Below are 23120 nucleotides of genomic sequence, written 5' to 3'. Positions count from 1 at the left end.
TTCATGGCGGTCGTGCTTTTAGTTGTCAACGTTGATTCATAAATCAATCATTGATGGATATGTCAATGTTTGACATGATCAAAGCATGCCCACCTTGCTCTCGGCCGAGGCCGCCGCTGAACGCCTCGGCGTCAGCCGGTCCACGCTCTACGCCTACGTCAGCCGCGGCCTGGTCCGCTCTCAGGCTGTCCCGGGGACGCGGCGCCGCGAGTACCTGGCCGACGACATCGAGCGCCTGGTCCAGCGCCGCGCGGCTCGCCGCGATCCCAGCTCCGTCGCCCGCGAGGCCCTCGACATCCACGGCATGCCGGTGCTCGGCTCGGGCCTCACGCTGATCGCCGACGGTCAGCTGCGCTACCGCGGCCACGACGCCCTCGCGCTGGCCAAGACCCACACCCTCGAGCAGGTCGCCGAGCTGTTGTGGGGCGCGCCGCTGCCCGAGGTCGAGCTCCCGCGTCTGCGCGCGGCCACGCGCCGGCGCCTGGCCCAGCTGCCCTTCACCGAGCGCTGCCACGCCTACCTCGCCCAGGTCGGCGCCGATGATCCTGCGGCGCACCACCTGGAGCCGGCGATGATCCGCCGCGTCGGCCTGCAGATCCTCCGCGGGCTCGCGGCCGTGGCCGTCGACGCAGATCCCGAAGCGGGCGCGAGCGTGGCCGAGCAGCTCGCCGCGCGCTGGGGCCTGGGCAGCCGCGCGCGCCGGCGGGTCGAGGCCGCGCTGATCTTGTCGGCGGACCACGGGCTCAACGTCTCGGCGTTCACGGCCCGCTGCGTCGCCTCGGCCGGGGCCTCGCCCTACATGGTCGTCACGGCTGCGCTCGCGGCCCTGGCGGGGCACAAGCACGGCGGGCACACCATGCGCGTGGCCGAGCTGCTCGACGAGCGCGGCGAGGCCGAGGAGATCGTCGTCGAGCGTCTTCGCCTCGGTCGGGGGATCCCCGGCTTTGGCCACTCGCTCTATAGCGAGGGCGACCCGCGCGGGCGCGCGCTGATGCAGCTGTGCACGAACGCCGCGAGCGCCCGGGCCCGGGCGTTCGTGGGGGTCTGCGACCAGCTGCTGGGCATCGCGCCCAACGCCGACTATGGGTTGGTCGCGCTCGCGCGCTCCTTGGAGCTGCCCGCGGACGCGCCTTTGGTGATGTTCGCGCTCGGGCGCTGCGTTGGCTGGATCGCCCACGCGCTCGAGCAGTACGCGAGCGACCAGCTGATCCGCCCGCGGGCCCGCTACACCGGCCCGACCTGAGCTCCGAGTCGCGAGATCACCTTCGCCTCGGGAGGAAGCTCGATCGAGATCGACGGCGGCGGGGTGACGATCTCCGCGCCCAAGGTCGACATCTCCTCGTCCGGCGTCGCGACGGTCAGCGGCTCGGTCGTGAAGATGAACTAGCGCGCCCCGAGCTGGGCTCGGAGGCCGGCTCAGCTCGGGAAGGGGACGACCTCGGGGTGCGGATGAACTGCAAGTCCGAGCTCACCGAGCGGGGCGGTCGCGGTCGAGCGCTCGATGGCGGCGCCGTTGATGGTCCAGGCCTGCTCGCTCTGGGGGTGGACCTGCGCCCAGTCGACTTGGTCCTCGAACATGATCAGGGCGTCGAGGCGTAGCTCGGTCAACGCGATGGGCTCGCCCTCGCGCGAGGGGGCGTAGTACTCGGACCACTGGCTGAGGGGGAGCTTGGCCCGCAGCGTGCCCGCGTAGCCCTCGCCGGGGCCGATCTTGGTGCAGGCCGGGACCAGAGGGGCGAAGAAGGCCATCGCGGGATTGACGATCTTGCGCGGGACGGGGCCCATCAGCATGAACAGCGTGTGCGGTGGCAGCAGGCAGGTCTGCGCGAGCTCGGACCCGGGGACCGTGGACGCGGCGCCGAGCTGCTCGTGGCGATCGGGCAGCAGGTTGTAGACGAAGAGCGCGCGCTGCTCGAGGTTGTTCAGCACATAGGCGACCCGAAGCTCGCGTCGCTCGATGTGGATGTCGTCGATGGTGAGGTGGACGTCCATGGCCCTGCGACCGAGTGAGTTGTTGCTGTCTGGACGAGTCTCGCACGCATGGGCTCGGCGCCAGGCCGGTCATTTCTCGTGGTCAGCCAAGCCGATCCAGGCTCGGGCCTGCACGCGAGCCTGGTTTGGCCACACGCGGACCTCGCCCGAGACGAGCGGCCCAAACATGCGCACGGCCGCGAGGATCATCGGGTGCTCGCTGACCACGGCGATGCGCTCGAAGTCGTGCAGGTGCATGCCGCCGATCTTCGCGTCGTCCCACAGCGCGTGCTTGGTGTAGCCCTCGAAGTCCTCGCCGAGCTCGTAGTAAAAGCGCAGCTTGTGGCCCGCGGCCGAGGCCCTGGCGAGGGCGGCCTCGAGGGTCGGGACGAGCACGTGGGCGTAGTCTTGGTGGGTGACCCGCCCGCTCGCGCGCAGGCCCACCACCCGTGAATGACCCACGTCGATCGTCTCGATCATGATGCTCGTGATCCGCGCTTGGGGTGAGCTCGAGCTCAGCGCGAGGGCTGGCTACCGGTCCTCGCCAGGGCGCGCAGCAGGTCGAAGGCCAGGCCCACGTGCCAGCCCCAGGGGGACACGCGCACGCTGTACTCGCCCTCCTCCACGGTGGTGGCGCGGGCGTTGGAGACCAGCTCGCTGCCGCCCGTGACGCAGAGCATGTCCCACACCGTGCACACGGCCAGGTCGCCGCTGAGGGCGAAGAAGACCTGATCTTCGGGCAGGCTCGCGCGCAGCTCGGCGACGAGCAGGCCGCTGTCGGTGGTGTCGCGGTAGAAGGCGGCGCCGATGGTCGCGGCGAGGCGAAGGCTGACCTGCGGGTGCAGGTGCGCGACGAATTCGGGGCCGAGGCCGAGGCGCTGCTGCAAGGCGTGGCTGCGCGAGAAGGTGTAGCGCTGGGGGAGGCTGCGGTTGATGCCCTGGTAGGCGTAGGCCACGGCCACGCCGATGCCCACGCGCGGTCCGTCGGGCGCTTTGTTGAAGGGCGCGGACACCCAGGCGTAAGAGGCGTTGACCCGCAGCGAGAGGCCCTGGTGATCGAGGGTCTGGAGGTTGAGCAGGTCGACCTGGCCGTAGCCGACCTCGAGGCGCATGGACAGCTCTTGGCTGGGCGAGAGCTGGTCCGCGGTGGGCGTGGGCGCGGGCGCGGCAGTCGGCGGGCGCTGGAGCTCGGTGTCGACCTCGACCGTCTCGACGGTGCCAAAGCCACCTGGCTGGGCTTGGGGGTCGGGCTGCCCGGGCTGGACCTGGGATGGGCTGCCGCTGTGGCCGGCGCTGGCGAAGGGGTCGTCGATCTTCGTCTGGCTGGGGTCCGAGCTGCCGCCGCCCTCGCCGGGCTGGGGCTCGCTCGGCCCGGGCTCGTCTTCGGCGGGCGCCAGATATGCGAGCGCCCCGGTGTCTTCGGACACCGAGGCGTCTCGTCGAGCGAGGTCGAGTGGGCTCGCGAGCAGGCCGAGCGTCAGTGCGAGCGCGCCGTGGCCCACGGCGTTCTCAAGCTCCGGCGAGCATGCGCTCGAAGTGCTCGGAGGCCATCATGACCTTGGGCAGCCCGCGGTAGAGGCTGCCGACGTCGCGCTGGGGACCGCCGGCGTCGTGGGGCTCGTGGGGGATGTCGTCGTTGGAGGTGGGCGGCTTCACGAAGCCCGCGTCGAGGGCGATCATCAGGCGCCCGGTGCAGGTGCAGGGGTTCTCGCGGTCGACGTGGAAGCAGCGCGGGGCGAGGTAGTCCTCGATGCGCTTGCGGGCCCGGGTCAGGCGCACGCGGTAGGCGCTCTCCTTGATGCCGAGCATCTCGGCGGCCTCGGCCGGGGACAGGCCGACGAGGTCCGTGAGCACGAAGCTCAGGCGCACGCCCGGGGGCAGGCAGCCGAGCACGGAGGTCAGGCAGGTGCGCTTGAGCTCCCAGAGCATCAGGTGGACCGAGGTCGGGTTGTCGGCGAGGCCCACGTTGCTCAGGTCGATGGGGCGAGTGATGTCCGAGCGCAGGATGTTGTCGAGAGACTCGAAGCTGTGCTCGGAGCGGCGCCCGAGGCTCTCTTCCATGTTGCGGGCCATCATGCCCAGCAGCGTGCGCGCGGGATCCCCATCGTTGAGCAGCTTGACGTCGTCGAGCTTGTAGGTGGCGGTGGCCAGCTCGTCGGTGAAGCGCAGGGCGTCCTTCCTCGACCCGCACATCTGGTATGCGAAGGCGTAGAGATTGGGGAGCTCTTGGCTCAGCAGCTCACGTACGGTCTGAGGGCGGCTCATGGGGTGAGCACTTTAGCACGGCCGCTGGTCTAGGTGCGAGCCAGCTTGCGCTCGATCGCCGCCCAGAACTTCGCCTGTGTCGTCTCGTCACCTTCGAGGCCGCCGAGGTGGTTGACCTCTTGCATCCCCGTGGGGCTGGTGACGTTGATCTCCGTCAGGTACTCGCCGATCACGTCGATGCCGGCGAAGAACAGCCCTCGCTCGCGCAGCCACGGCCCGACGGCGGCACAGATCTCGAGGTCCCGGGGGCTGAGCTGGGTGCCGTGGGGGCTGCCGCCCGTGTGAAAGTTGTCGCGAAGCTCACCGTCCGCAGGCACGCGGAGGACCGCGCCAATGACCTCACCTTCGACGAGCAGGATCCGCTTGTCGCCGATCTTGGCCGCGGGCAGGAACTGCTGGGCCATGGTCCAGTGCGCCCCCTCGCCGGTCGCTAGCTCGAGCAAGGTGCTGGTGTTGGGGTCGCCCTCGCTCAGCAGCATCACGCCGCGGCCCCCGTAGCCGAGCACTGGCTTGAGGATCATCTTGCCGCCCATGTCGTCGAGGGCCCGGCGCAGGTCGGCCTCGCGCCTGAGCATGCGGGTCTGGGGGATCAGCTCGGGGAATTCGAGCATGCTCAGCTTCTCGTTGAAGCTGCGCAGGGACGCGGGATCGTTGAGCACCAGGGTCTGGGACTTGGCGCGGTCGAGGACCCAGGTGGCCGTCACGAAGGCCTCGTCCACGGGCGGGTCCTTGCGCATGAGCACCACGTCGAAGTCGGTGATGCGGCGCAGCCTGGGCGCGCCGCCGTCGATCAGCGGGGCGCCGATCTCGGCGCCCTCGACGGCCAGCGGCCGGGTGTGGGCCCAGGCCTCGCTGCCGAGCAGGGCGAGATCGGCCACCGTCGCGTACCAGGGGCTGTGCCCCCGGCGGAGGGCCTCCGTCACCATCACGTAGCTGCTGTCGGCGCGGGGGTCGATGCGATCGAGGGGATCGAGGACGAAGAGCACGTCGGCCATCGTTCGGAGGGTAGCCCTCGCCCTGGGCCAAGACGAGCACCTGGAGAATCATCCACAGGTCGTCCACAAGCTGCCCACAGATCCAAAGGACAGACCGCGGGGCGAGTTGGATCCCCGAGCCCGAAGGTGTAGATCGGAAGTCGGCCGCTTTCTTGGTGGCTGTCAATTGGGCCAGGCATACTTGTGGCACCTGTGACTACATCTGAGCCAAGCGCCCAACAGCTCGCTCGTGAGCTCCTCGGACCAGCGTGGCCGCGCGTTCGGCGGATCTCGCTGATCCGGCGGGAGATCCGCGAGTCCCTTTCGACCAGCGCCCTCGAGATTCTCCTGGAGGCGGCAGAGCTCATCGTCGAGGGAGACCGCGACCTCGAGGCTGGCGCCGAAGGCGAGAGCCTGCGCGGTTACGCCACGGTCATGCTCTCCATCGATCTCGCGCGCGCGGCCGCGTTGCTGCGCGAGCCCGCCGACGACGCCACGGCAGAGCGCGTCGCCGAGCTCATGCGCGGCAGCCGGACGGTACGCGGCCGCGTGATCGAGCTGGCCCGTCCGCAATTGGCGGCGCTCTTCGAGTGCCCGGAGCGGTCCTTGCGTGTCGAGCTTCAGCCGGTGATCCGCGCACAGGGCTCGCGGATCCTCCTCGACGCCGACGCGGTGGTCTCGCTAGGCTCGGCGCAAAGGCGCAGCTCTGCTGGAGGGCGGCGATGATGATGACGGAAATGCAGGCCAAGCTCGACGATCACGGCGTGCAGCCGGCCCCCGGCGGCGAGCAGCTCTACAGCGTCGCCGAGGTCGCGCGGCTGTTCGAACTGCCCGAGGGGCGGATCCGCTACTGGTCTCAGACCGGCTTCATCATGCCCTCGGTGCGCGAGGGCAAGCGGCGCTTTTATACCTTTCGGGATCTGATCTCGATCAAGGTCGCCAAGGAGCTGCTCGACGCCGGCCTGCCCTTGCAGCGAGTGCGCCGCAGCCTCGACGCGCTGCGCGTGCACCTGCCTCGGGTCGACGCACCGCTGGCGCGGCTGCGGATCCGCAGCGATCGCGAGCGCATCTTGGTCGAAGAGGGCGAGACGACCTTCGACGCGACCACCGGCCAGCTGCTGCTCGACTTCGACGTTGACACTCTGCGTCGATCGGCAGCCGAGGTGGTGACCTTGCCCTGGGTCGGCGGTGGCCAGAAGAACAAGGCGCCCGAGCCCGAGGCGGGCAGCGCCTACGATGCCTTCCAGCGCGGCCTGAGCGAGGAGCAAAAGTGGGACGGCCTCGACGTCCACGCGCCCGCTTTCGAGCGCGCGCTGGCAGCCTACGCCCAGGCCGCGGAGCTCGACCCGCACTTCGCGGCGGCGTGGACCAACTACGGCAGCCTGCTCGCGCTGACCGGTGAGCTCGAGCGCGCGCGCGACTGCTTCGACCAGGCGCTGTGCAGCGATCCCGAGCAGCCCGAGGCGCGCTGCAACCTCGCCGAGCTCGCGCTGCGGGGGGGCGAGATCGAGCTGGCCATTTCGGGCTTTCGCCACGTGCTGTTGATCGACCCCGATAACCTCGAAGCGCACTATGGCCTCGCGCGCGCGCTCCTCGAGGTTGGCGGAAATGGTCAGGCGCTCGGGCACCTCGAGCGCTTTTGCAAAGCCGTCGATCGCTTGCCTGACCACGAAGCCAACGACGATTTATTGTTGCGTAAGGGTCAGGTCGAGCGTGTGATTGTCGCGCTGCGTAGCGAATTGTGAGGGTCGCAATACCCGCGCCCGCCTGGGCGCGGGTATCGTGCTGTCTGCGTGGCGGGTGACTTCGAGCCCACGTGACCAATAGTCCGCAGAAATGCGGCATATGCGGATTGTTCGGCGTGGATGTGGATCTACCCGAAGTGTTGGTCACACTGATGGTGTGGGTCAGTTGGGGGCACATCCCTCGCAATCGGCCATTCTTTGTGCCGCATTTCGACGCAGCTTCGCGACAAATCGCTATCCTCGATCCGTGCCAGGAGAGATGCAGGTAGGCGTGTGCCTGCTGGATGCGAGCGGGCGCGTGCTCGAGCTCGACCCTGTCTTTGCTGCGCTCTCGGGTCTCGACGCGCGGGATGAGGGTGAAGAAGACGGGGGTCGGCAGGGCGTCCGCGTGAGCACGACGCAGGGCGTCCGCGTGAGCACGACGCAGGGCGTCCGCGTGAGCACGACGCAGGGCGTCCGCGTGAGCACGACGCTCGGCATCCGCCTCGACACGCTGCTGCCCTGGAGCCCGACGCCCGATCCCCATGGTCCCGTCCAGGCCTGTAAGAGCACGCCCCTGGGCCTCTTCGAGCTGTGTGTTCGGCCCATGGTGCTGCGCGAGGTCGCCTATGTGGCAACCTTGAAACCGGTCCACAGCCTCGCCGAGCTCGAGCTGCGCCGGGAGCTCCGCAGCCTGCGACAGACCTTCGACTCCTTCATCGAGGCCTCGCCGGTGGCGATCTTGACCCTCGATCTCGACAAGCGCGTGAGCCTGTGGAACCGCACCGCCGAGCGCGTGTTCGGCTGGACCGCCGAAGAGATCATCGGTCAGCCTTATCCGCTGGTGCCCCCGGAGGAGTGGTCGAGCTTCGAGGCGCTCTATGAGCGGGTCATCGGCGGCGAGGGCTTCTCGGGCGTCGACGGGCTGCGCCGCTGCAAGGACGGGAGCTTCGTCGACCTGCGCATGTACACCGCGCCGATGCGCGACATCGACGGTGAGGTGATCGGGGCGATGGCCCTGCTCGAGGACCTCCGCGAGCAGCGGCGCCTCGAGGAGCGGATCCGTCACAGCCAGAAGATGGAGGCCGTCGGTCGCCTCGCCGGGGGCATCGCCCACGACTTCAACAACCTGCTCACGGTGATCGTCGGGATGTGTGATCTCCTGGGCCTCGATCACGACCTGAGCTCGTCGGCGCTCGAGCGCGTCGAGGAGATCCAGCGCGTGTCCGAGTCCGCGCGCGGCCTGGTCGCGCAGCTGATGACCTTCAGCCGCCGCCAGGTCATGCGCATGCGCCTGCTCGATCTCAACGCCCACCTGCGCGAGTCGGCGCGCATGGTCAAGCGCCTGCTCGGTGAGGGCGTGGCGCTGGGCCTCGAGCTCCCCGACGCGCCCGTGTGGGTCCGCGTGGACCCGGCGCAGTTCGATCAGATCCTCGTCAACTTGGCGGTCAACGCCGGCGACGCCATGCCCCGTGGCGGCGAGCTCGGGTTTCGAACCACGATCGTCGAGCAGCCGGAGGGCCTGGGCGGCGGCGCGGCGAGCGAGCACAGCGAGCGTCGCTTCGCGCGGCTCGAGGTCCGGGACACCGGCGTGGGCATCCCCGCGGACGTCCTCCCCCACATCTTCGACCCCTTCTTCACCACCAAGGCCCTGGGCACGGGCACGGGCCTGGGCCTGGCCAACGTCTACGGCATCGTCCAGCAAAGCGGCGGCATCGTCGAGGTCGAGAGCGAGCCGCAGCGGGGGACCTGCTTTCACATCTACCTGCCGCTGGCCGAGGCCCCGCGGCGGGCGGCCAGGGTTGAGGGCAGGCGCGCGAGCTTGCCCCCGGGTCACGAGCGCATCCTCCTCGTCGAGGACAACGACGCGGTCCGCAAGTCGACGGCGCGGCTGCTGGGGACCTTGGGCTACGAGGTCGAGGTCGCCCGCGACGGGGCCGAGGCCCTCGAGCGGGTGAGCGCGGGGCTGCGCGTGAACATGGTGCTCACGGATCTGTCGATGCCGCGCATGGGCGGGGCCGAGCTCGCCAAGCAGCTGCGCGCCCAGGTCCCGGAGCTCCCGATCGTGTTCATGTCGGGCAACCTCGACGTCGCCGAGCTCAAGGCCGAGGTCGAGGCCGGGCGGGCGACCTTCCTGCAAAAGCCGGTGTCCTTGCGGGTGCTCGCCAAGACCACGCGCGAGGTCCTGGATCGCAACGCCGCGGCTTGAGGGCGCGATGGTGCGCGATGGCGTACCATCGCGCCATGATCGAGATCCTCGGCAAGGGCGCCCCCGACCTGCGCAGCGAGCTCTTTGGCGGCCAGGGCACCGTCAAGGTCTGGAACCTGATGCGCCAGGCGGCGCCGCCCTTCACCGCGGTGTTGGCCTGCGAGCTCGAGCCGGGCGGCCGCGTGGGTCGCCACCGCCAGGAGCACTACCCGGAGATCGTCATCGGGATCTCGGGGCTGGGCGAGGCCATCGTCGGCAAGCAGCAGCACGGCCTGCGCCCCGGGGACATGGTCTACCTGCCCCAGGGCGAGATCCTCGAGCTCATCAATCACCGCGATGACGAGCCGCTGCAGTATCTGATCATCAAGGCGCGCGAGGGCGGCTGAGGGCGGCTGAGCCCATCGCCGCTCTAGGCCGCGCCGCGATCCAGGGGCTCGAGCTCGAGCTCGGCAGGGACGTCGACGGGACCGCTCGAGGCGCCCCAGAGCGCGGCGCCGGTGCTGGCCGAGACGACCATGGCGATCCCGAGGGCGCTCGACCAGGGCAGGTCCTGATCGAGCAGGAGCCAGCCGGCCGCGGCCGCGACGGCGGGCTCGAGGCTCAGCAAGATGCCGAAGGTTCGCGCGGAGAGGCTGCGCATCGCCCCGAGCTCGAGGGAGTAGGGGATCATGCTGGCGAGCAAGGCGGTGGCGATCGCCAAGCTGATCTGGTCGGGGTGACCGATGACCGTGATCGCCCCGCCGAGGCCGAAGGGCGCCGCGAGCACGGCCGCGGTGGCGGTCGCCACGGCGAGGCCGCCGAGCCCGGAGATCTGCGCGCCGACCCGGCCCGCCGCGAGGATATAGAGCGCCCAGAACACGCCGCCGACCAGCGCGAAGCCCACGCCCGCGGGATCCAGAGCCGCGCCTCCGGTCGAGAACACGCCGCCCAGAAGCAGCACGCCGCCCAGCGCCCAGGCCGTCCACACGAGGTCCCGGCGGCGCTTGGACAAGAGCGCCGACAGGGCGAGGGGGCCGAGGAATTCGATGGTCACCGCGGTCCCCAGGGGGATGTGCGCCAAGGCGAGGTAGAAGCAGCCGTTCATCCCGACCATGCACGCGCCCAGGGCGAGGGCGGCGCGCCACTGCTCGCGGCTCCAGGCTCGGACCCGCGGGCGGGCGAGGACCAGCAGCCCGAGGGCCGCGAGGCCGAGGCGCAGCGCGGTCGCTCCGCCGCTCCCCGTGGACTCGATCAGCCGAGTTGCGAGGGCAGAACCAACTTGAACGGAGGCGCAAGACGCGAGCACGAGCCCTGTCGCAGCGCCGCTACGACCCTGTCCGAGGAACATGGTTTGAAAGATGAGCCCGGGCCTTTGTCCGATCCAGCGAATGTTTCTTGATTAAACAGTTTAGAAATCCTGATGATTAGCCATGCTCGAGATCCGACGTCTGCGCCTGCTCCTGGAGCTCGAGCGCCGGGGGACGATGGCGGCGGTCGCGAGGGCGGTGGGCGCGAGCCCCTCGGCGGTCTCGCAGCAGCTGGCCTTGCTCGAGGAGGAGGTCGGCGTGCTCTTGCTCGAGCCCGTGGGCCGCGGGGTCAAGCTGACGGCGCGGGCGCGGGCGCTGGCCGAGCACGCCAGGGTGATCCTCGAGCAGCTCGAGCAGGCCGAGGTCGAGCTCGCGGCGGAGGACGAGCCGGTCGGGACGCTGAAGGTCGCGTCCTTTCAGTCGGTGCTCTCGACCCTGCTCCCCGACGCGCTCGAGCACCTCGCCGGGATCCACCCGCAGCTGCGCGTCGAGGTCAGTCACCGCGACCCGGAGGAGGCCCTCGACAGGCTCCTGTCCCACGACTTCGACCTGGTCCTGGGCGAGGAGCTGCCGGGCTTTTTGCAGGCCAAGGACGCGCAGATCCACGAGGAGGATCTGGTCATGGACGAGATCCGCCTGATGCTCCCGCGGCGCGGTCCGCTGGCCAAGCTCCCGGGCGAGCTCGAGGCTCTGGCCGAGGCGCCGTGGGTGATGGACCCGCCCAAGACCGTGTCGGCGCGCTGGGCCACGGCGATGTGCCGGAGCGCGGGCTTCGAGCCCGACGTCCGCTTCGACTCGCCGGGCCCGGGGCTGCACCTGCGCCTGGTCGAGGTCGGCCAGGCGGTGGCCTTTGTCCCGGATCTGCTCGGGCGCCTGGGCAAGCCGCGGGCGCGGGTCTTCACCTTGCCCGAGCGGCCCAAGCGGCGGCTGTTCACCGGCGCGCGGCGGGCCGCGGCGGCGCGCCCGGGGATCGTCGCGCTCCGGGCGAGCCTGCGCTGGGCCGCGGACGCGCCGGCGCGCGGCGAGAGCTCGCCGCTCTAGGAGCCCGTGGTGGAACCCAGCGCGGCTCCTGGCGCCGGGATTTTTGTCGAGGGCGCGAAGCCAAAACGCCGCTGTACCGGGCGTACTGCAAGTTTTGGCGACAAAGCCTTCGGCGAAAAGACCAAGCCAGGTGTCGTGTTGGGTTTCACCACGGGCTCCTAGCAGCCGCGCTCGTTGCCCACGGCCGACTCGTCGAGCAGGGCGCGGGCGCAGGGCAAGACGAGCTCGAGCACGCCCTCGTGGATCACCCGCTCGCGCTCGTCGGCGGGCAGGCAGCCGTGCTCGACGAGGATCTCGGGGTAGGGCTCGGCGCTGTGCACCGCGCCGGCGCCGACGTGGGCGCGGGCGAGGGCCTCGAAGCGCGCGGTCACGGCCTGGTTGAGGGTCGGGTCGCGCTGCAGGGCCCAGCGCACGAACATCCACGCGAGGGCGGCGTGGCGGGCCTCGTCGTCGGCGATGCTCTGGAGCAGCTCGGCCAGACCGAGGTCGCTGCAGCGCGCCGCGATGGTCGCGAGCTCGAGGGTCGACAGGGTCTCGCCGATGCAGCCCTCGCTGACGCAGGCCAAGGTCAGCTGCTCGAGGTCGCAGGCCTCGGCGACGGCCGCGTCCACGTCGAGCGGTCCGAACTCGAGGCCGCGCCCGGCGAAGGCCTCGGCGAGCTCGAGCGCGGCCTCGGCGTGGCGGACCTCGTCGTCGGCGGCGGCGAGGGACTCGACGACCAGCTGGGGCGGGGCGCCCACGGACATCAGCTGGCTGGTGAAGCGGGCGAAGCTCGCGACCGAGGCGTGCTCGGCCCGGGCGATCCCAGCCCAGTGCGCGGCGAGCTGCTCGCGGACCTCGGGCGGCAGCTCATCCTCGAAGTCCTCGAGCTCGAGCTCGAGCTCGAGCTCGCGCTGGGCCACGAGCTCGGCCGTGCGCGCGTCACCGTCGACGACGAAGGGGCGGCCGTCGGCTTTGCGCAGGGCGGCTGCGGCCGCTTCGAAGTCGGGGCTGGTCGGGGCGGCCACACGAAGCTGCGGGATCGCCACGCCCAAAGCCGAAGCAATTCGCCGACGGAGCTGATCAACGGGCGAACGATCCATGCCTCGATCATAGCGGCTCGGGCTCGCAGGGCGCACTCAAATACGGGTCAATCGGCCAGCCGGCCGCTGAATTGGTCCACATTGACACAGCCTCGCAACCTGAGCGAGACGCGGGGTTTTCCGCTGGGAACGCGCCCGGGGGAGGGGCGCTCAAAGGCGCGCACGCGTCGGCTCGGTGCCGCGCGTTCGCAGCCGGGGGCCGGGCGCTATGATGCGCAGGTGCAGCTGAGCGAAGGCGTCTGGGCGCTGGCCCTCGAGACCCCGACCTTGCCCCCGGCGACCGCGACCAACACGGTGGTCTTTGCGGGCGATCGCCTGCTGGTCGTCGAGCCTGCGACGCCCCATGCCGGCGAGCGGGCCCGCCTCGACGCCCTGCTCGACGAGCGGATCACCGAGGGTCGCGCGCTCGCGGGGCTGTGCCTGACCCACCACCACATCGACCATGTGGGCTACGCCCAGGCGCTGCGCGAGCGCACGGGCGCGCCGATCTTCGCCCACGCCGAGACCGCGGCGCGCCTGCCCTTCGCGGTCGACGTGTGCATCGACGAGGGCTGGCGCATGGACCTCGGCCGCGGCGTCGTCGTCGAGGCTCTGCACACCCCGGGTCACGCCCCCGGTCACCTCGTGTTCTGGGAGCAGGGCAGCGCGGTCGCGCACGTGGGAGATCTCGTCGCGGGCGAGGGCACGATCCTGATCGATCCCAGCGACGGCGGCGATATGGCGCGCTACCTCGAATCGCTGCGGCGCATGGCCGCGCGCGTCGGCGAGGGTCGGGAGGCAGACGCGCCCGCGCCCCGCTTCGTCCCGGCCCATGGCGAGACCATCGAGGATCCCCTGGCCGTGCTCGAGCGCTACATCGGCCATCGCCTCGCGCGCGAGGACATCGTCCGTCGGGCGATCCTCGAAGGCGGCGCCCGGGACTTCGAGGCCATCTTGGCGACGGCCTACGCCGACACCCCTCGCGCGTTGTGGCCGATCGCCGCGCTCTCTTTGGAGGCGCATCTGGGCAAGCTCGTCGGCGACGAGGAGCTCGCGCGCGAGGGCGAGGGTCGGGCGGCCCGCTACGCGCCGCGAAGCTGAGGCATCGGCCTCGGGCTGTGTAGATTTGTGCAAGCTGATTGCACATGCAAGTTTTTTCGTCTAGCGTCGAGCTCCGTTTTGGCACAGCGACGCGAGAAGAGAGTCCCCGTGAACCTGATCGCCGGTTCGCTGGGTGTGGGCAAGACGACCGCCATCAACCACCTGCTCGCGCAGCGCCCCGAGCACGAGCAGTGGGCGGTGTTGGTCAACGAGTACGGCCTCGTGGGCATCGACGCCGCGCTGATCGAGGACGCCGCCGAGACCGGGCGCGTCGACGTGCGCGAGGTCGCCGGCGGCTGCATCTGCTGCTCTGCCGGCTTCATGTTCGAGGTCTCGCTGGTGTTCTTGCTGCAGCGCCGGCCGGACCGGCTGATCATCGAGCCCACGGGCCTCGCCTCCTTGTCGGGGATCCTGGACACCCTGGCCCACGACGGCATCCGCGACGCCGTCGAGCTGCGCTCCGTGATCAGCCTCGTCGACCCGGCCGTGGTTTCGGAGGGCAAGCTCGGCGCCGAGGCCCGCGACCAGATCGAAGCGGCCGACATCTTGCTGGCCAACCGCACGGACCTCGCCAGTCCCGAGCAGCTCGAGGCCTTCGAGCGCTGGGCGGACGAGCTCTTCCCGCCAAAGCGCCACGTGGGGCGCATCGCTCACGCCGCGATCCCCCTCGAGCTGCTCGACCTCGTGCGCGAGCGCGGCCCCAGCGAGGCCGTGAGGCCGGACGCTCACGTCCCCGGCCACGACCACGCGCATGAGCACGACCACGACCACGTGCATGACCACGAGCACGCCCATGGCCACGACCACGAGCACGCCCACGACCACGCGTCCGCCGACGCCGAGGAGACAGACCCCTCGCGCCCTTGCAGGCGGCTCTCCCACACGTCCGAGCTAGCCACGACCATCGGCTGGGTATGCCGAGACGATCTGATCTTCGACTCGACGAGGATCACCCGCTGGCTCGGCGGTCTATCGGCCAAGCTCGGCGTCGCGCGGGCTAAGGCCGCGCTGCACACCGAAGCCGGGTGGCTGGGCTTCAACATCACCAAGGGCGCCGAAGAGACCCGCCCCATCGGCCATCGCCGAGACTCCCGCCTCGAGCTCGTGCTCCAAGGCGGCGAGACCCTGGACCCAGACGCCCTCGAGCACACGCTCCTGGCGTGCGTCGTCGAAGACTCGAGCCTCCCCAAGCCCTGAGCGCTCCCTTCGACGAGGAAGGGAGACCAAAGGCCCAGCGGAGACAAAGCTTCCCTCGAGGGAGAAGGAGGCCCCCACCAGACCGCGGCCTCTTGCCCTCGACGAGGGAGACCAAAGGCCGAGGGAAGACAGAGCTTCCCTTCGAGGAAGAAGGAGGCCCCCACCAGACCGCGGCCTCTTGCCCTCGACGAGGGAGACCAAAGCCCCAGCGGAGACAAGACCCCCTTTTAGGGGGTCACTACGTGCACACGCGAACGACATGCCATCCCGCCCGAGACCGCCGGAGGTGGTCTCGAGGGCCGCGAAGCGGCCTGCTGCGGCTAGAAGCAGGACGTCCGCGGGGGTCTATTAAAGCTGCTCTGCGAGGTAGCGCTCTTCGCCGAGGCGCGCGATCAGATCCAGCTGCGTCTCCAGCCAGTCGATATGCGACTCCTCGGACACCAGCATCCCCTCGAGCAGCTCGCGGCTCCCGTTGTCACCGAGGTCACGGGCCAGCGCGATGCCACGGTTGAAGCGCTCCGAGGCGATGTACTCGAGGTCCAAGTCGAGCTTGAGCTGCTCGGCCGGGGTCTCGCCGACGTTGATCTTGCCGAGGCGCTGAAGGTTGGGGACGCCATCGAGGTAGAGGATGCGCTCGATCAGCTCGTCGGCGTGCTTCATCTCGTCGATGGACTCGGCCCGGACATGCTCGGCGAGCTTGTTGAGGCCCCAGTTCTTCAACATCTTGGCGTGGATGAAGTACTGATTGATCGCGGTGAGCTCGGCAGTCAGGACTTCGTTGAGCAGGTCGATGATCTCGGGCTTGCCTTGCATCCGCGGACGCTAATCGGGCTGGCGCGCCCTGACAATGCTCCGCGTGCGAGGTCGCTCAGACCTTGATAGGCGAGTTCAGTACGCGCGCTGCCGAGGGCCGGACTTGAAAGGCGCTTTCAACACGCGGGGACCGGCTGCGGTCCGGCCTCGTGCGCGGCCTTGGCCTGCGTGGTGATCATCTGACGGATCTGCCGAACGCAGCTCTTGCAGTCCGTTCCGGCCTGGCAGCCGTCCTGGATCTGTTTGACGGTGCATGCGCCCCGGCGGATTTCCTCCGAGATGCGTCGGTCAGAGACTCCCTTACAGATGCAGACGAGCATTGTGGTGCAGACCTCAGGGCTGGGTTTTGAAAGTCGTTTTCAAAACTCTCAAGAGGTATACGCACGAACTCGGCCCGCGGCAAGGACTGAATTTCGGATTCGAAATCGACTTCAGAGCCTCGAATTTCAGCCTGATCGGGGTCTGTGGGGGGATCGGACACAGCCTGGGCGCAAAACACGCGCGAAGGCGCGCCTACACCCGGACGGTGCGAGGCGCGCCTTCGTCGTGGAGAGTGGTCCGGGGGCCCGAGTGGACCGTCCAGCCTCATTCGACGGTGACGGACTTGGCCAGGTTGCGGGGCTGGTCGACGTCCGTGCCCTTGATGTCGGCCACGTGGTAGGCGAGCAGCTGCAGGGGGACCGAGGCGAGGATCGGCTGGAGGAAGGGGTCGACCTTGGGGACCAAGATCACGTCGTCGGCGACGTCGCCGATGCGCTCGTCGCCGGCCGTGGCCACGGCGATGATCTTGCCGCCGCGGCTGCGGACCTCCTCGAGGTTGGACAGGGTCTTGTCGTAGGCGGGGCCCTCGAGGGCGAGCACGACCACGGGCACGCCCTCGTCGATCAGCGCGATCGGGCCGTGCTTGAGCTCGCCGCTGGCGTAGCCCTCGGCGTGGACGTAGCTGATCTCCTTGAGCTTGAGGGCGCCCTCGAGGGCGACGGGGAAGCTCAGGCCGCGGCCGAGGTAGAGCCAGTCGCGGGCGCTGACCCAGCGCCTGGCGATGATCTTGATCGCCGACTGCACGCCGAGCACGGCGTCGATGGCCACGGGCATCTCGCGCAGGCCCTCGAGCAGGGCGTGGGCGCGCTCGGGCGCGAGCGCGCCGGTGCCTCGGCCGAGGTGGATCGCCAGCATCGTCAGCATCGTCAGCTGGGTGGTGAAGGCCTTGGTCGAGGCCACGGAGATCTCGGGGCCGGCGTGGGTGTAGAGCACGTGGTCGGCGAGGCGGGCGATCGACGAGTCGACCACGTTGCAGATCGCCAGACCCTTGGCGCCGAGGCGCTGGGCCTCCTCGAGCGCGGCCTTGGTGTCGGCGGTCTCGCCGGACTGGGAGATCGCCAGGACTAGGTCGCCGCCGCGGACGATCGGTACGCGGTAGCGAAACTCGCTGGCGAGATCGACCTCGACGGGCACGCGGGCGAGCTGCTCGATCAGGTACTTGCCGGCCAGGGCGGCGTGCCACGAGGTCCCGCAGGCGACGATGGTCAGCTTGTGGTGGGCGGCGAGCTCGGGGAGGTCGACGCCGGCGAGCTCCCCGAAGTCGAGCTCCTCGGCGCCCCGGAGCCGGCCGATCAGCGTGTCGCGGACGGCCCGCGGCTGCTCGAAGATCTCCTTGAGCATGAAGTGCTTGAAGCCCTGCTTCTCGGCGGCCAGGGGGCTCCAGTCGATGTGTCGCGGGCGGCGAGTGACGGCCTCGCCGGCGGCGTCGAGGTGGACCTCGATGCCCTCGGGGCCGACGCGGACGATGTCGCCGTCGTCGAGGTCGATGACCGTGCGCGTGTGCTCGAGGATCGCGGCGACGTCCGAGGCCACGAAGCTCTCGGGCTCGCCCGCCGGCGCGTCGCGGTCGCCGAGGCCGACGAGCAGGGGCGAGGCGTGGCGGGCCGCGACGAGCTGGCGCGGGTGCTCGTCGTGGACGACACAGATCGCGTAGGCGCCCTCGAGCTCGGCGAGGGCCGAGCGGACCGCGGCCAGCAGGTCGCCGTCTCCGGCGGCGGCGTAGCGCTCGTCGATCAGGTGAGCGATGATCTCGGTGTCGGTCTCGCTCGAGAAGCTGCGCCCGCGGGCCTGGAGGGCGGCGCGCTGCTTGGCGTGGTTCTCGATGATCCCGTTGTGGACCACGCACACCCGCCCGGCGCGGTGCGGGTGGGCGTTGGCCTCGCAGGGCCGGCCGTGGGTCGCCCAGCGCGTATGCCCGATGCCGGTGGTCCCCGACAGCGGTTCGGCCTCGAGCTTGGCGGCCAGCGCCGCGATCTTGCCCTCGCAGCGGGTCAAGACCATCGGCGGATTGCGCGAGGGGTCGATCAGCGCGACCCCGGCCGAGTCATAGCCGCGATATTCGAGGCGCCGCAGCCCCTCGACCAGCAAAGGTGCCGCGAGCCGAGCGCCGGTGTACCCGATGATTCCGCACATCTACGCAGGAGATTTAGCAAGAAAGATCTGGGCGGTCGAATGGCCCAAAATTGCGGGCGCCCCGCCTCGGCTGGGCCGAGGGCGGGGCGCGAGCAGGGAGCCGAGGGCTCTAGAGCGGCGATCAGTTTGAATTGTTAATAGATTCCGATCGCTTAGCGGCGCGGTTCGACAACGTCTGGCGGTCGTGATCCCGTAGGCCTCGCACGAGGCCACGCATGACGCTCCCCCGCTGGAACCCTCCCGTCACTCTGTCTCCCCGCGAAGCCCGCATCCGCAAGCGCGTCGGCAAGAAGCGCAAGCTGTTTGGCTTCCTGTGTGACCACCGGCTCGAGCTGTTCGACGACGACTTCCAAGCCGAACTCGAGCAGATGTACCGCGACACCGGAGCCGGGAAGAACCCGATGCCGCCCGCACTGCTCGCCATGGCCCTACTGCTTCAGGGCTACTCCAACGCGTCGGACTCGGAGGCCGTCGAACTCGCCGCCTGTGATGCTCGATGGCAGCTGGTCCTCGGCTGCCTTGGTTGCGATGACCCGCCGTTTTCCCAGGGCTCGCTGTTCAACTTCCGCGAGCGGCTCATCGCTCACGACATGGACCGCAAGCTGCTCGAGCGCACTCGGGAGCTCGCCAAGCGAACTGGCGCCTTCGACTTCAAGAAGCTGCCCAAGAAGCTCGACGTCGCCGTGGACTCGAGCCCGCTTCGAGGTGCGGGTCGGGTCGAGGACACCTTCAACCTCCTCGCTCACGCGGCGTGGAAGGTCGTGCTGTGCGTCGCCGAGCTACGCGCTCGACCGGCGGAGCTGCTCGTCGACGAGCTCGGCATCCCGCTGCTCGCGGAGCCGAGCATCAAGAAGGCGCTCGATATCGACTGGTCCAACCCTGCGGCCAAGAGCGCGGCGTTGAACCGTTTGCTCGGACAGATTGAGACGCTCGAACAGTGGGTCGAGACGAACCTGTCGAGCGAGAGCAGCAAGCCTCCGTTGCAAGACCAGCTCGCGCTACTCGAGCAGCTACGTGGACAGGATCTCGAGCCCGACCCCGACCGTGGAGGCCAGCGCATCAAGCGGGGCGTGGCGAAAGACCGGCGTGTGTCCGTCGAGGACCCCGACATGCGTCACGGTCGCAAGACCAAGACGAAGTCCTTCAACGGATACAAGCGCCACGTCGTCGTCAGTCTTCACACCAAGCTCATCCTCGCTGTGACGGTGGCTCCGGCGAACCAGCCGGAGAAAGACAGCCTCCCCACGCTCGTCGACCGAGTCGAACATCTGGGCCTCGAACTCGCGAGCCTGCACTTCGACCGGGGCTACATCGAGAGCTCGGACGTCCCCGAACTCGTGGCCAGCGGCGTCGAGGTCATCTGCAAGCCATGGCGGCAGTCCAACGGCGACAAATTCGCCAAGACCGACTTCAGCCTCGACTTCGCCAGCCAGACGGTGACCTGCCCAGGGGGACAGACCCAACCCATGCTCCTCGGCGAGAGCGCCCGCTTCGAGGCTGATGTCTGCAACGCCTGCGAGCTCAAGCCCAAGTGCACGACCTCGGACCGGGGCCGAGGCCTCCGAATCGCCGCCAACGAGCCGTTGCAAGCGAAACTACGGGTCCTCCAACGAGCACCGCGCGGACGCGCGCGACTGCGACAGCGCGTCGTCGTCGAGCATACGCTCGCTCATGTCGGCCAGCGCCAAGGCAACCGAGCTCGCTACCTCGGCATGCGCAAGAATGAGTACGACTCCACGCGAGCGGCAGTGCTCGTCAATCTGCAGGTCATCCAGCATGAGCTGGAGTGCCCGAAGCTGGCAAATGCGGCGTAGCTCACCGAATTCAAACTGGTCGCCGCTCTAGGACTACTTGGTCAGATGGGGATCGACAACGATCCCCAGCTGTGATCTGCTGCGGGGGTGACTCCAGAACAAATCTCCCGGGTGGGGGCCGAACTCGAGGAGTTTCTCGGCTACATCACTCATCAGATGGGTCGCAGCGAGCGGCGCGAGGCCCTCGCCAACTACATGCGTGGGCTTCTCCTCGATGGCGAGCGCAAGAGCATGGTGCCCATCGCTCAGCGCCTCGCAGCCGCGCCCGGTGACAGCGAAGCCATCCGCCAGCGACTCCAGCAGGCGATCACGATCGCTGATTGGGACGAGTGGGAGCTGTTTCGCCGACTCGCCCTGCGCGTCGAGGACAAGCTCCCGGGCCTCGACGCCTTCGTCATCGACGACACCGGCTTCCCCAAGAAGGGCAAGCACTCCGTCGGGGTACAGCGTCAGTACTCGGGGACGATGGGCCGCGTCGACAATTGCCAGGTCGCAGCAAGCCTCCACCTCGCCAGCGAGGCGGGCGGCGCTTGCATCGGCATGCGCTTGTTTCTTCCCGAGGTCTGGGCCAACGACCCAAGGCGCCGGACCAAGGCAGGCGTCCCCGAGGAGCTCTCCCATCAAACGAAGCTCGAGCTCGGCCTCGGCATGCTCGACCGCGCCCTCGAATGGGGGCTCGCGCCTCGACCGGTGCTCGCCGACGCGGCCTACGGCGACTCGACGGAATTCCGCAAGGGACTCGAAGAACGCGGGCTCCACTACGTACTGCGCATCTCCGGCAACGCGGTCGTATGGCCGCCAGGGACGTGCCCGAGCCCTCCTCCGTCCAAAGCTCCCGGCACCAGGGGGCGGCCACGAACAAAGTGGGTCTCCCCCGAAGGAGTCGAGCCCGTCTCGGTCGAAGAGCTGGCGAAGAGCTTGCCTGCCAGGCGCTTCCGTCACGTCGAATGGCGCCACGGGACGCGCGGGCCTCAGCGGCGGCGCTTCGCGGTGCTACGCATCCGAACCGCGCACCGGCATCGGTCAGGGCACCCACCGGGTGAAGTGCAGTGGCTGCTGTGTGAGTGGTCCTACAAGAAGAAGGAGCCAACCGCGTTTTATTTGTCGAACTTGCCCGCGAAGACCACGGTCAAGAGGCTGGTCTACCTGGCCAAGCTTCGCTGGCGGATCGAACGGGACTACCAGGAGATGAAAGGGGAGCTCGGCCTCGACCACTTCGAGGGACGAACATGGCGAGGCTTCCACCACCACGTCGCCCTGGTCGCCGCGGCTCACGCCTTTCTCACGCTCCACCGCGTGATTTTTTCCCCGGAGGACCCGGAGGCGGAAAGCACAGCGAGCCGAGCCGGGGCTGACCATCCAGGCATTCCGAGCGTTGCTACAAGTGGTCCTGCTTCACTTGCTGGGTCACTGTCCCATGTGCGGACGTGACATCGACCCACGGGGGCCACCGATCAGGCCCTCGCGGATGTGATCAAGTCGTACTAGGAGCCCGTGGTGAAACCCAACACGACACCTCGCTTGGGATTTTCGCCGAGGGCTTTGTCGCCAAAACTTGCAGTACGCCCGGTACAGCGGCGTTTTGGCTTCGCGCCCTCGACGAAAAGCCCGGCGCCAGGAGCCGCGCTGGGTTCCACCACAGGCTCCTAGTTCACGACCTCGAGGTCGGTGTTGTACTTGATGATCTTCGCGCCCTCGAGCCGCTTGACGTTCTTGAGCTGCTTTTCGACCTTCATCGCCTTGCCGACGACCACGATCACCGGGATCGGGTGAATGTGCTTGGCGGCGGTCGCCTTGATGTCGGCGAGCTCGATCTTGCGGACCTCGTCGATGTAGGTGTTGTAGTAGTCCTCGGGCAGGTTGTAGGTCAGCAAGGTGTTGACCTTGCCGGCGATCTGCGAGGCGGTCTCGATCTGCAGCGGGAAGCTCAGGGCCATGTTGTCGACCGTGGCCTGGAACTCCTGCTCGCTGGGATCGGTGGTCCGCAGGCGCTCGACGTGGTCGAACACGGCGTTGAGCATCTCGTCGGTGTCCTTCGTCTGGGTGACGATGGCGAACGCGCCGACGGCCTTTTGCTGATACTCGAAGGAGTTGATGTTGTAGGTCAGCTTGCGCTCCTCGCGGATGTCGCGGAAGAGGCGCGAGCTCATGCCGCCACCGAAGAGCTTGGTGACCGCGGCCATCTTGGTCCACTCGGGGCTGTTGCGAGCCACCGAGTTGATGTTGGCGATGACGATGTCCGAGCTGATCTGGTTGCGGTCGACGACGTGGACCACGAAGTCGGTGGGCACGGCGGCCTGGTAGTCCTGGGGCGAGAACTTCTCGAGCGGGTGCTTGGGGAAGCTCTCGGCCGGCTTCCACTTGCCGAGGGTCTTCTCGATCGCCTTCTCGACGTCGGCCTTGGTCACGTCACCCGAGAGGATCAGGTAGGCGTTGTTGGGCCGGTACCAGGTCGAGTGGAACTCGGCGAGCTGGGTGGCGGTCAGGCCGTCGAGCTCGGCGGCGCTCGGCCAGGTCTGCCCGTAGGGGTGACCCTCGGGGTAGAGCAGCTTGCCGACCAGGCGCTGCGCGAGCGCGCCGCCGTCGGACTTCTCGCTCTTGATCGCGGTCTTTTGCTGCTCCTTGAGCTTGTCGATCGCCTCCTGGTCGAACTTGGGGTTCTGGACGACGTCGTTGACGAGGTCGAGGGCCAGGGGCAGGTCGGGGGTCAGCACGCGGGTCGAGACGAAGGCGCTGAACTCACCGGCGCCAGCCTCGAGGCTCGAGCCGACCTGCTCGATGGCCTCGTCGATCTTGGCCTTGGTGCGCTTCTTGGTGCCCTCGGTGAGCATCGAGGCGGTCATCCCAGCGAGCAGCTCGCCGTGGATGGTGCCGGCCTTGACGACCAGCTGGACGTCGACGATCGGGACCTCGTGGTTCTCCACGATGTAGACCGACAGGCGGTTGGGGAGCTCGTACTTTTGCAGCTCGGGGAAGTTGACCGGGCGCTGCTCGCCGGGGCCGGGGGGCTCCGGGTAGACCCGCGCGGGCTCCTCGACCTGCTCGGGCTCGGTCGCGTCGGCGGTCTGGTCGTCGGTGGGCGCGGTGGGCTCGGGCTGGTTCTTGTCGCAGGCTCCGAGGAGCAGCGAGGCGCTCAGACCCAGGCAGGCCACGACGCCAGAGAATCGGTGGATGGCTCGTTGAGTGTGCATGTGCTTGTCTCCTGGGTCG

Annotated in this window: 21 protein-coding genes; 11 read left to right on the top strand and 10 right to left on the bottom strand. The window is 68.9% G+C overall.

Annotated elements, in window-relative coordinates; genetic code table 11:
- Positions 1–85: 85 nt before the first annotated feature.
- Positions 86–1243, top strand: a complete 1158-nt coding sequence (locus tag G6O69_RS06075) for a citrate/2-methylcitrate synthase (RefSeq protein ID WP_172302582.1) — start codon at positions 86–88, stop codon at positions 1241–1243.
- Between the two features lie 173 nt (positions 1244–1416).
- Here G6O69_RS06075 and G6O69_RS06070 read toward each other — a convergent pair whose 3' ends face one another.
- The 5 genes from G6O69_RS06070 to gshB all read right to left on the bottom strand — a co-directional run bounded on the left by G6O69_RS06070 (position 1417) and on the right by gshB (position 5231).
- Positions 1417–1992 carry a hypothetical protein gene (locus tag G6O69_RS06070; protein ID WP_172302581.1) on the bottom strand — a complete coding sequence of 192 codons (576 nt, stop codon included), beginning with the start codon at positions 1990–1992 and terminating at the stop codon, positions 1417–1419.
- Positions 1993–2061: 69 nt separating this feature from the next.
- A complete protein-coding gene (locus G6O69_RS06065; RefSeq protein WP_172302580.1) occupies positions 2062–2451 on the bottom strand; it encodes an STAS/SEC14 domain-containing protein in 390 nt (129 codons plus the stop codon).
- A 35-nt stretch (positions 2452–2486) separates the two neighbouring features.
- On the bottom strand, positions 2487–3473 hold the full coding sequence (locus G6O69_RS06060) for a hypothetical protein (protein WP_176396661.1): 987 nt from the start codon (positions 3471–3473) through the stop codon (positions 2487–2489).
- A 7-nt stretch (positions 3474–3480) separates the two neighbouring features.
- Positions 3481–4236, bottom strand: coding sequence for an RNA polymerase sigma factor (locus G6O69_RS06055; RefSeq protein WP_172302578.1), 756 nt, complete (start codon positions 4234–4236; stop codon positions 3481–3483).
- Positions 4237–4265: 29 nt separating this feature from the next.
- Complete coding sequence (gene gshB / locus G6O69_RS06050) at positions 4266–5231, bottom strand: glutathione synthase (RefSeq protein WP_172302577.1); 966 nt, start codon at positions 5229–5231, stop codon at positions 4266–4268.
- 192 nt (positions 5232–5423) lie between these two features.
- On the opposite strand from gshB, the gene G6O69_RS06045 reads away from it, so the two are divergent.
- The 4 genes from G6O69_RS06045 to G6O69_RS06030 all read left to right on the top strand — a co-directional run bounded on the left by G6O69_RS06045 (position 5424) and on the right by G6O69_RS06030 (position 9529).
- Entirely contained in the window at positions 5424–5936 is a 513-nt protein-coding gene (locus G6O69_RS06045) for a hypothetical protein (RefSeq protein WP_172302576.1), read from the top strand.
- On the top strand, positions 5933–6955 hold the full coding sequence (locus G6O69_RS06040; RefSeq protein ID WP_172302575.1) for a helix-turn-helix domain-containing protein: 1023 nt from the start codon (positions 5933–5935) through the stop codon (positions 6953–6955). Before G6O69_RS06045 ends, G6O69_RS06040 begins: the two co-directional genes overlap by 4 nt.
- Before the next feature lie 247 nt (positions 6956–7202).
- Positions 7203–9143: a response regulator gene (locus G6O69_RS06035; RefSeq protein WP_172302574.1), complete on the top strand. Its 1941-nt coding sequence runs from the start codon at positions 7203–7205 to the stop codon at positions 9141–9143.
- Positions 9144–9178: 35 nt separating this feature from the next.
- Complete coding sequence (locus tag G6O69_RS06030) at positions 9179–9529, top strand: cupin domain-containing protein (RefSeq protein ID WP_172302573.1); 351 nt, start codon at positions 9179–9181, stop codon at positions 9527–9529.
- Positions 9530–9552: 23 nt separating this feature from the next.
- Here the strand turns inward: G6O69_RS06030 and G6O69_RS06025 are convergent, their stop codons facing one another.
- A complete protein-coding gene (locus G6O69_RS06025) occupies positions 9553–10428 on the bottom strand; it encodes an EamA family transporter (protein WP_217909778.1) in 876 nt (291 codons plus the stop codon).
- A gap of 124 nt (positions 10429–10552) precedes the next feature.
- Here G6O69_RS06025 and G6O69_RS06020 point away from each other — a divergent pair, with 124 nt between their 5' ends.
- Positions 10553–11470 carry a LysR substrate-binding domain-containing protein gene (locus G6O69_RS06020; protein ID WP_172302571.1) on the top strand — a complete coding sequence of 306 codons (918 nt, stop codon included), beginning with the start codon at positions 10553–10555 and terminating at the stop codon, positions 11468–11470.
- A 9-nt stretch (positions 11471–11479) separates the two neighbouring features.
- Positions 11480–11632, top strand: a complete 153-nt coding sequence (locus tag G6O69_RS06015; protein WP_176396660.1) for a hypothetical protein — start codon at positions 11480–11482, stop codon at positions 11630–11632.
- Here the strand turns inward: G6O69_RS06015 and G6O69_RS06010 are convergent.
- Positions 11629–12552: a hypothetical protein gene (locus tag G6O69_RS06010; RefSeq protein WP_172302570.1), complete on the bottom strand. Its 924-nt coding sequence runs from the start codon at positions 12550–12552 to the stop codon at positions 11629–11631. The two genes, G6O69_RS06015 and G6O69_RS06010, sit on opposite strands and share 4 nt — an antisense overlap.
- Positions 12553–12771: 219 nt before the next feature.
- Between G6O69_RS06010 and G6O69_RS06005 the strand changes: the two genes are divergently transcribed.
- Positions 12772–13632: an MBL fold metallo-hydrolase gene (locus tag G6O69_RS06005; protein ID WP_172302569.1), complete on the top strand. Its 861-nt coding sequence runs from the start codon at positions 12772–12774 to the stop codon at positions 13630–13632.
- A gap of 108 nt (positions 13633–13740) precedes the next feature.
- Positions 13741–14829 (top strand): CobW family GTP-binding protein, encoded by a 1089-nt coding sequence (locus G6O69_RS06000; RefSeq protein WP_172302568.1) that lies wholly within the window; start codon positions 13741–13743, stop codon positions 14827–14829.
- A 348-nt stretch (positions 14830–15177) separates the two neighbouring features.
- On the opposite strand, the gene bfr is transcribed toward G6O69_RS06000, so the two are convergent.
- Together bfr and glmS are read right to left on the bottom strand one after the other, a co-directional pair.
- Positions 15178–15642 carry a bacterioferritin gene (gene bfr, locus G6O69_RS05995; protein WP_172302567.1) on the bottom strand — a complete coding sequence of 155 codons (465 nt, stop codon included), beginning with the start codon at positions 15640–15642 and terminating at the stop codon, positions 15178–15180.
- Between the two features lie 585 nt (positions 15643–16227).
- Positions 16228–18096: a glutamine--fructose-6-phosphate transaminase (isomerizing) gene (glmS, locus tag G6O69_RS05985; protein ID WP_172302565.1), complete on the bottom strand. Its 1869-nt coding sequence runs from the start codon at positions 18094–18096 to the stop codon at positions 16228–16230.
- A 215-nt stretch (positions 18097–18311) separates the two neighbouring features.
- Here glmS and G6O69_RS05980 point away from each other — a divergent pair, with 215 nt between their 5' ends.
- Entirely contained in the window at positions 18312–19910 is a 1599-nt protein-coding gene (locus tag G6O69_RS05980) for an IS1182 family transposase (protein ID WP_172302564.1), read from the top strand.
- 87 nt (positions 19911–19997) lie between these two features.
- The gene (locus G6O69_RS05975) at positions 19998–21341 is read left to right on the top strand and encodes an IS701 family transposase (protein WP_172302544.1); all 1344 of its coding nucleotides are present in this window, start codon (positions 19998–20000) and stop codon (positions 21339–21341) included.
- Positions 21342–21556: 215 nt separating this feature from the next.
- Here G6O69_RS05975 and G6O69_RS05970 read toward each other — a convergent pair whose 3' ends face one another.
- Positions 21557–23101: a pitrilysin family protein gene (locus G6O69_RS05970; protein WP_172302563.1), complete on the bottom strand. Its 1545-nt coding sequence runs from the start codon at positions 23099–23101 to the stop codon at positions 21557–21559.
- Positions 23102–23120 lie beyond the last annotated feature (19 nt).

The sequence above is a fragment of the Pseudenhygromyxa sp. WMMC2535 genome, assembly GCF_011083025.2.
This window is presented reverse-complemented; position numbering and strand designations above follow the sequence as displayed.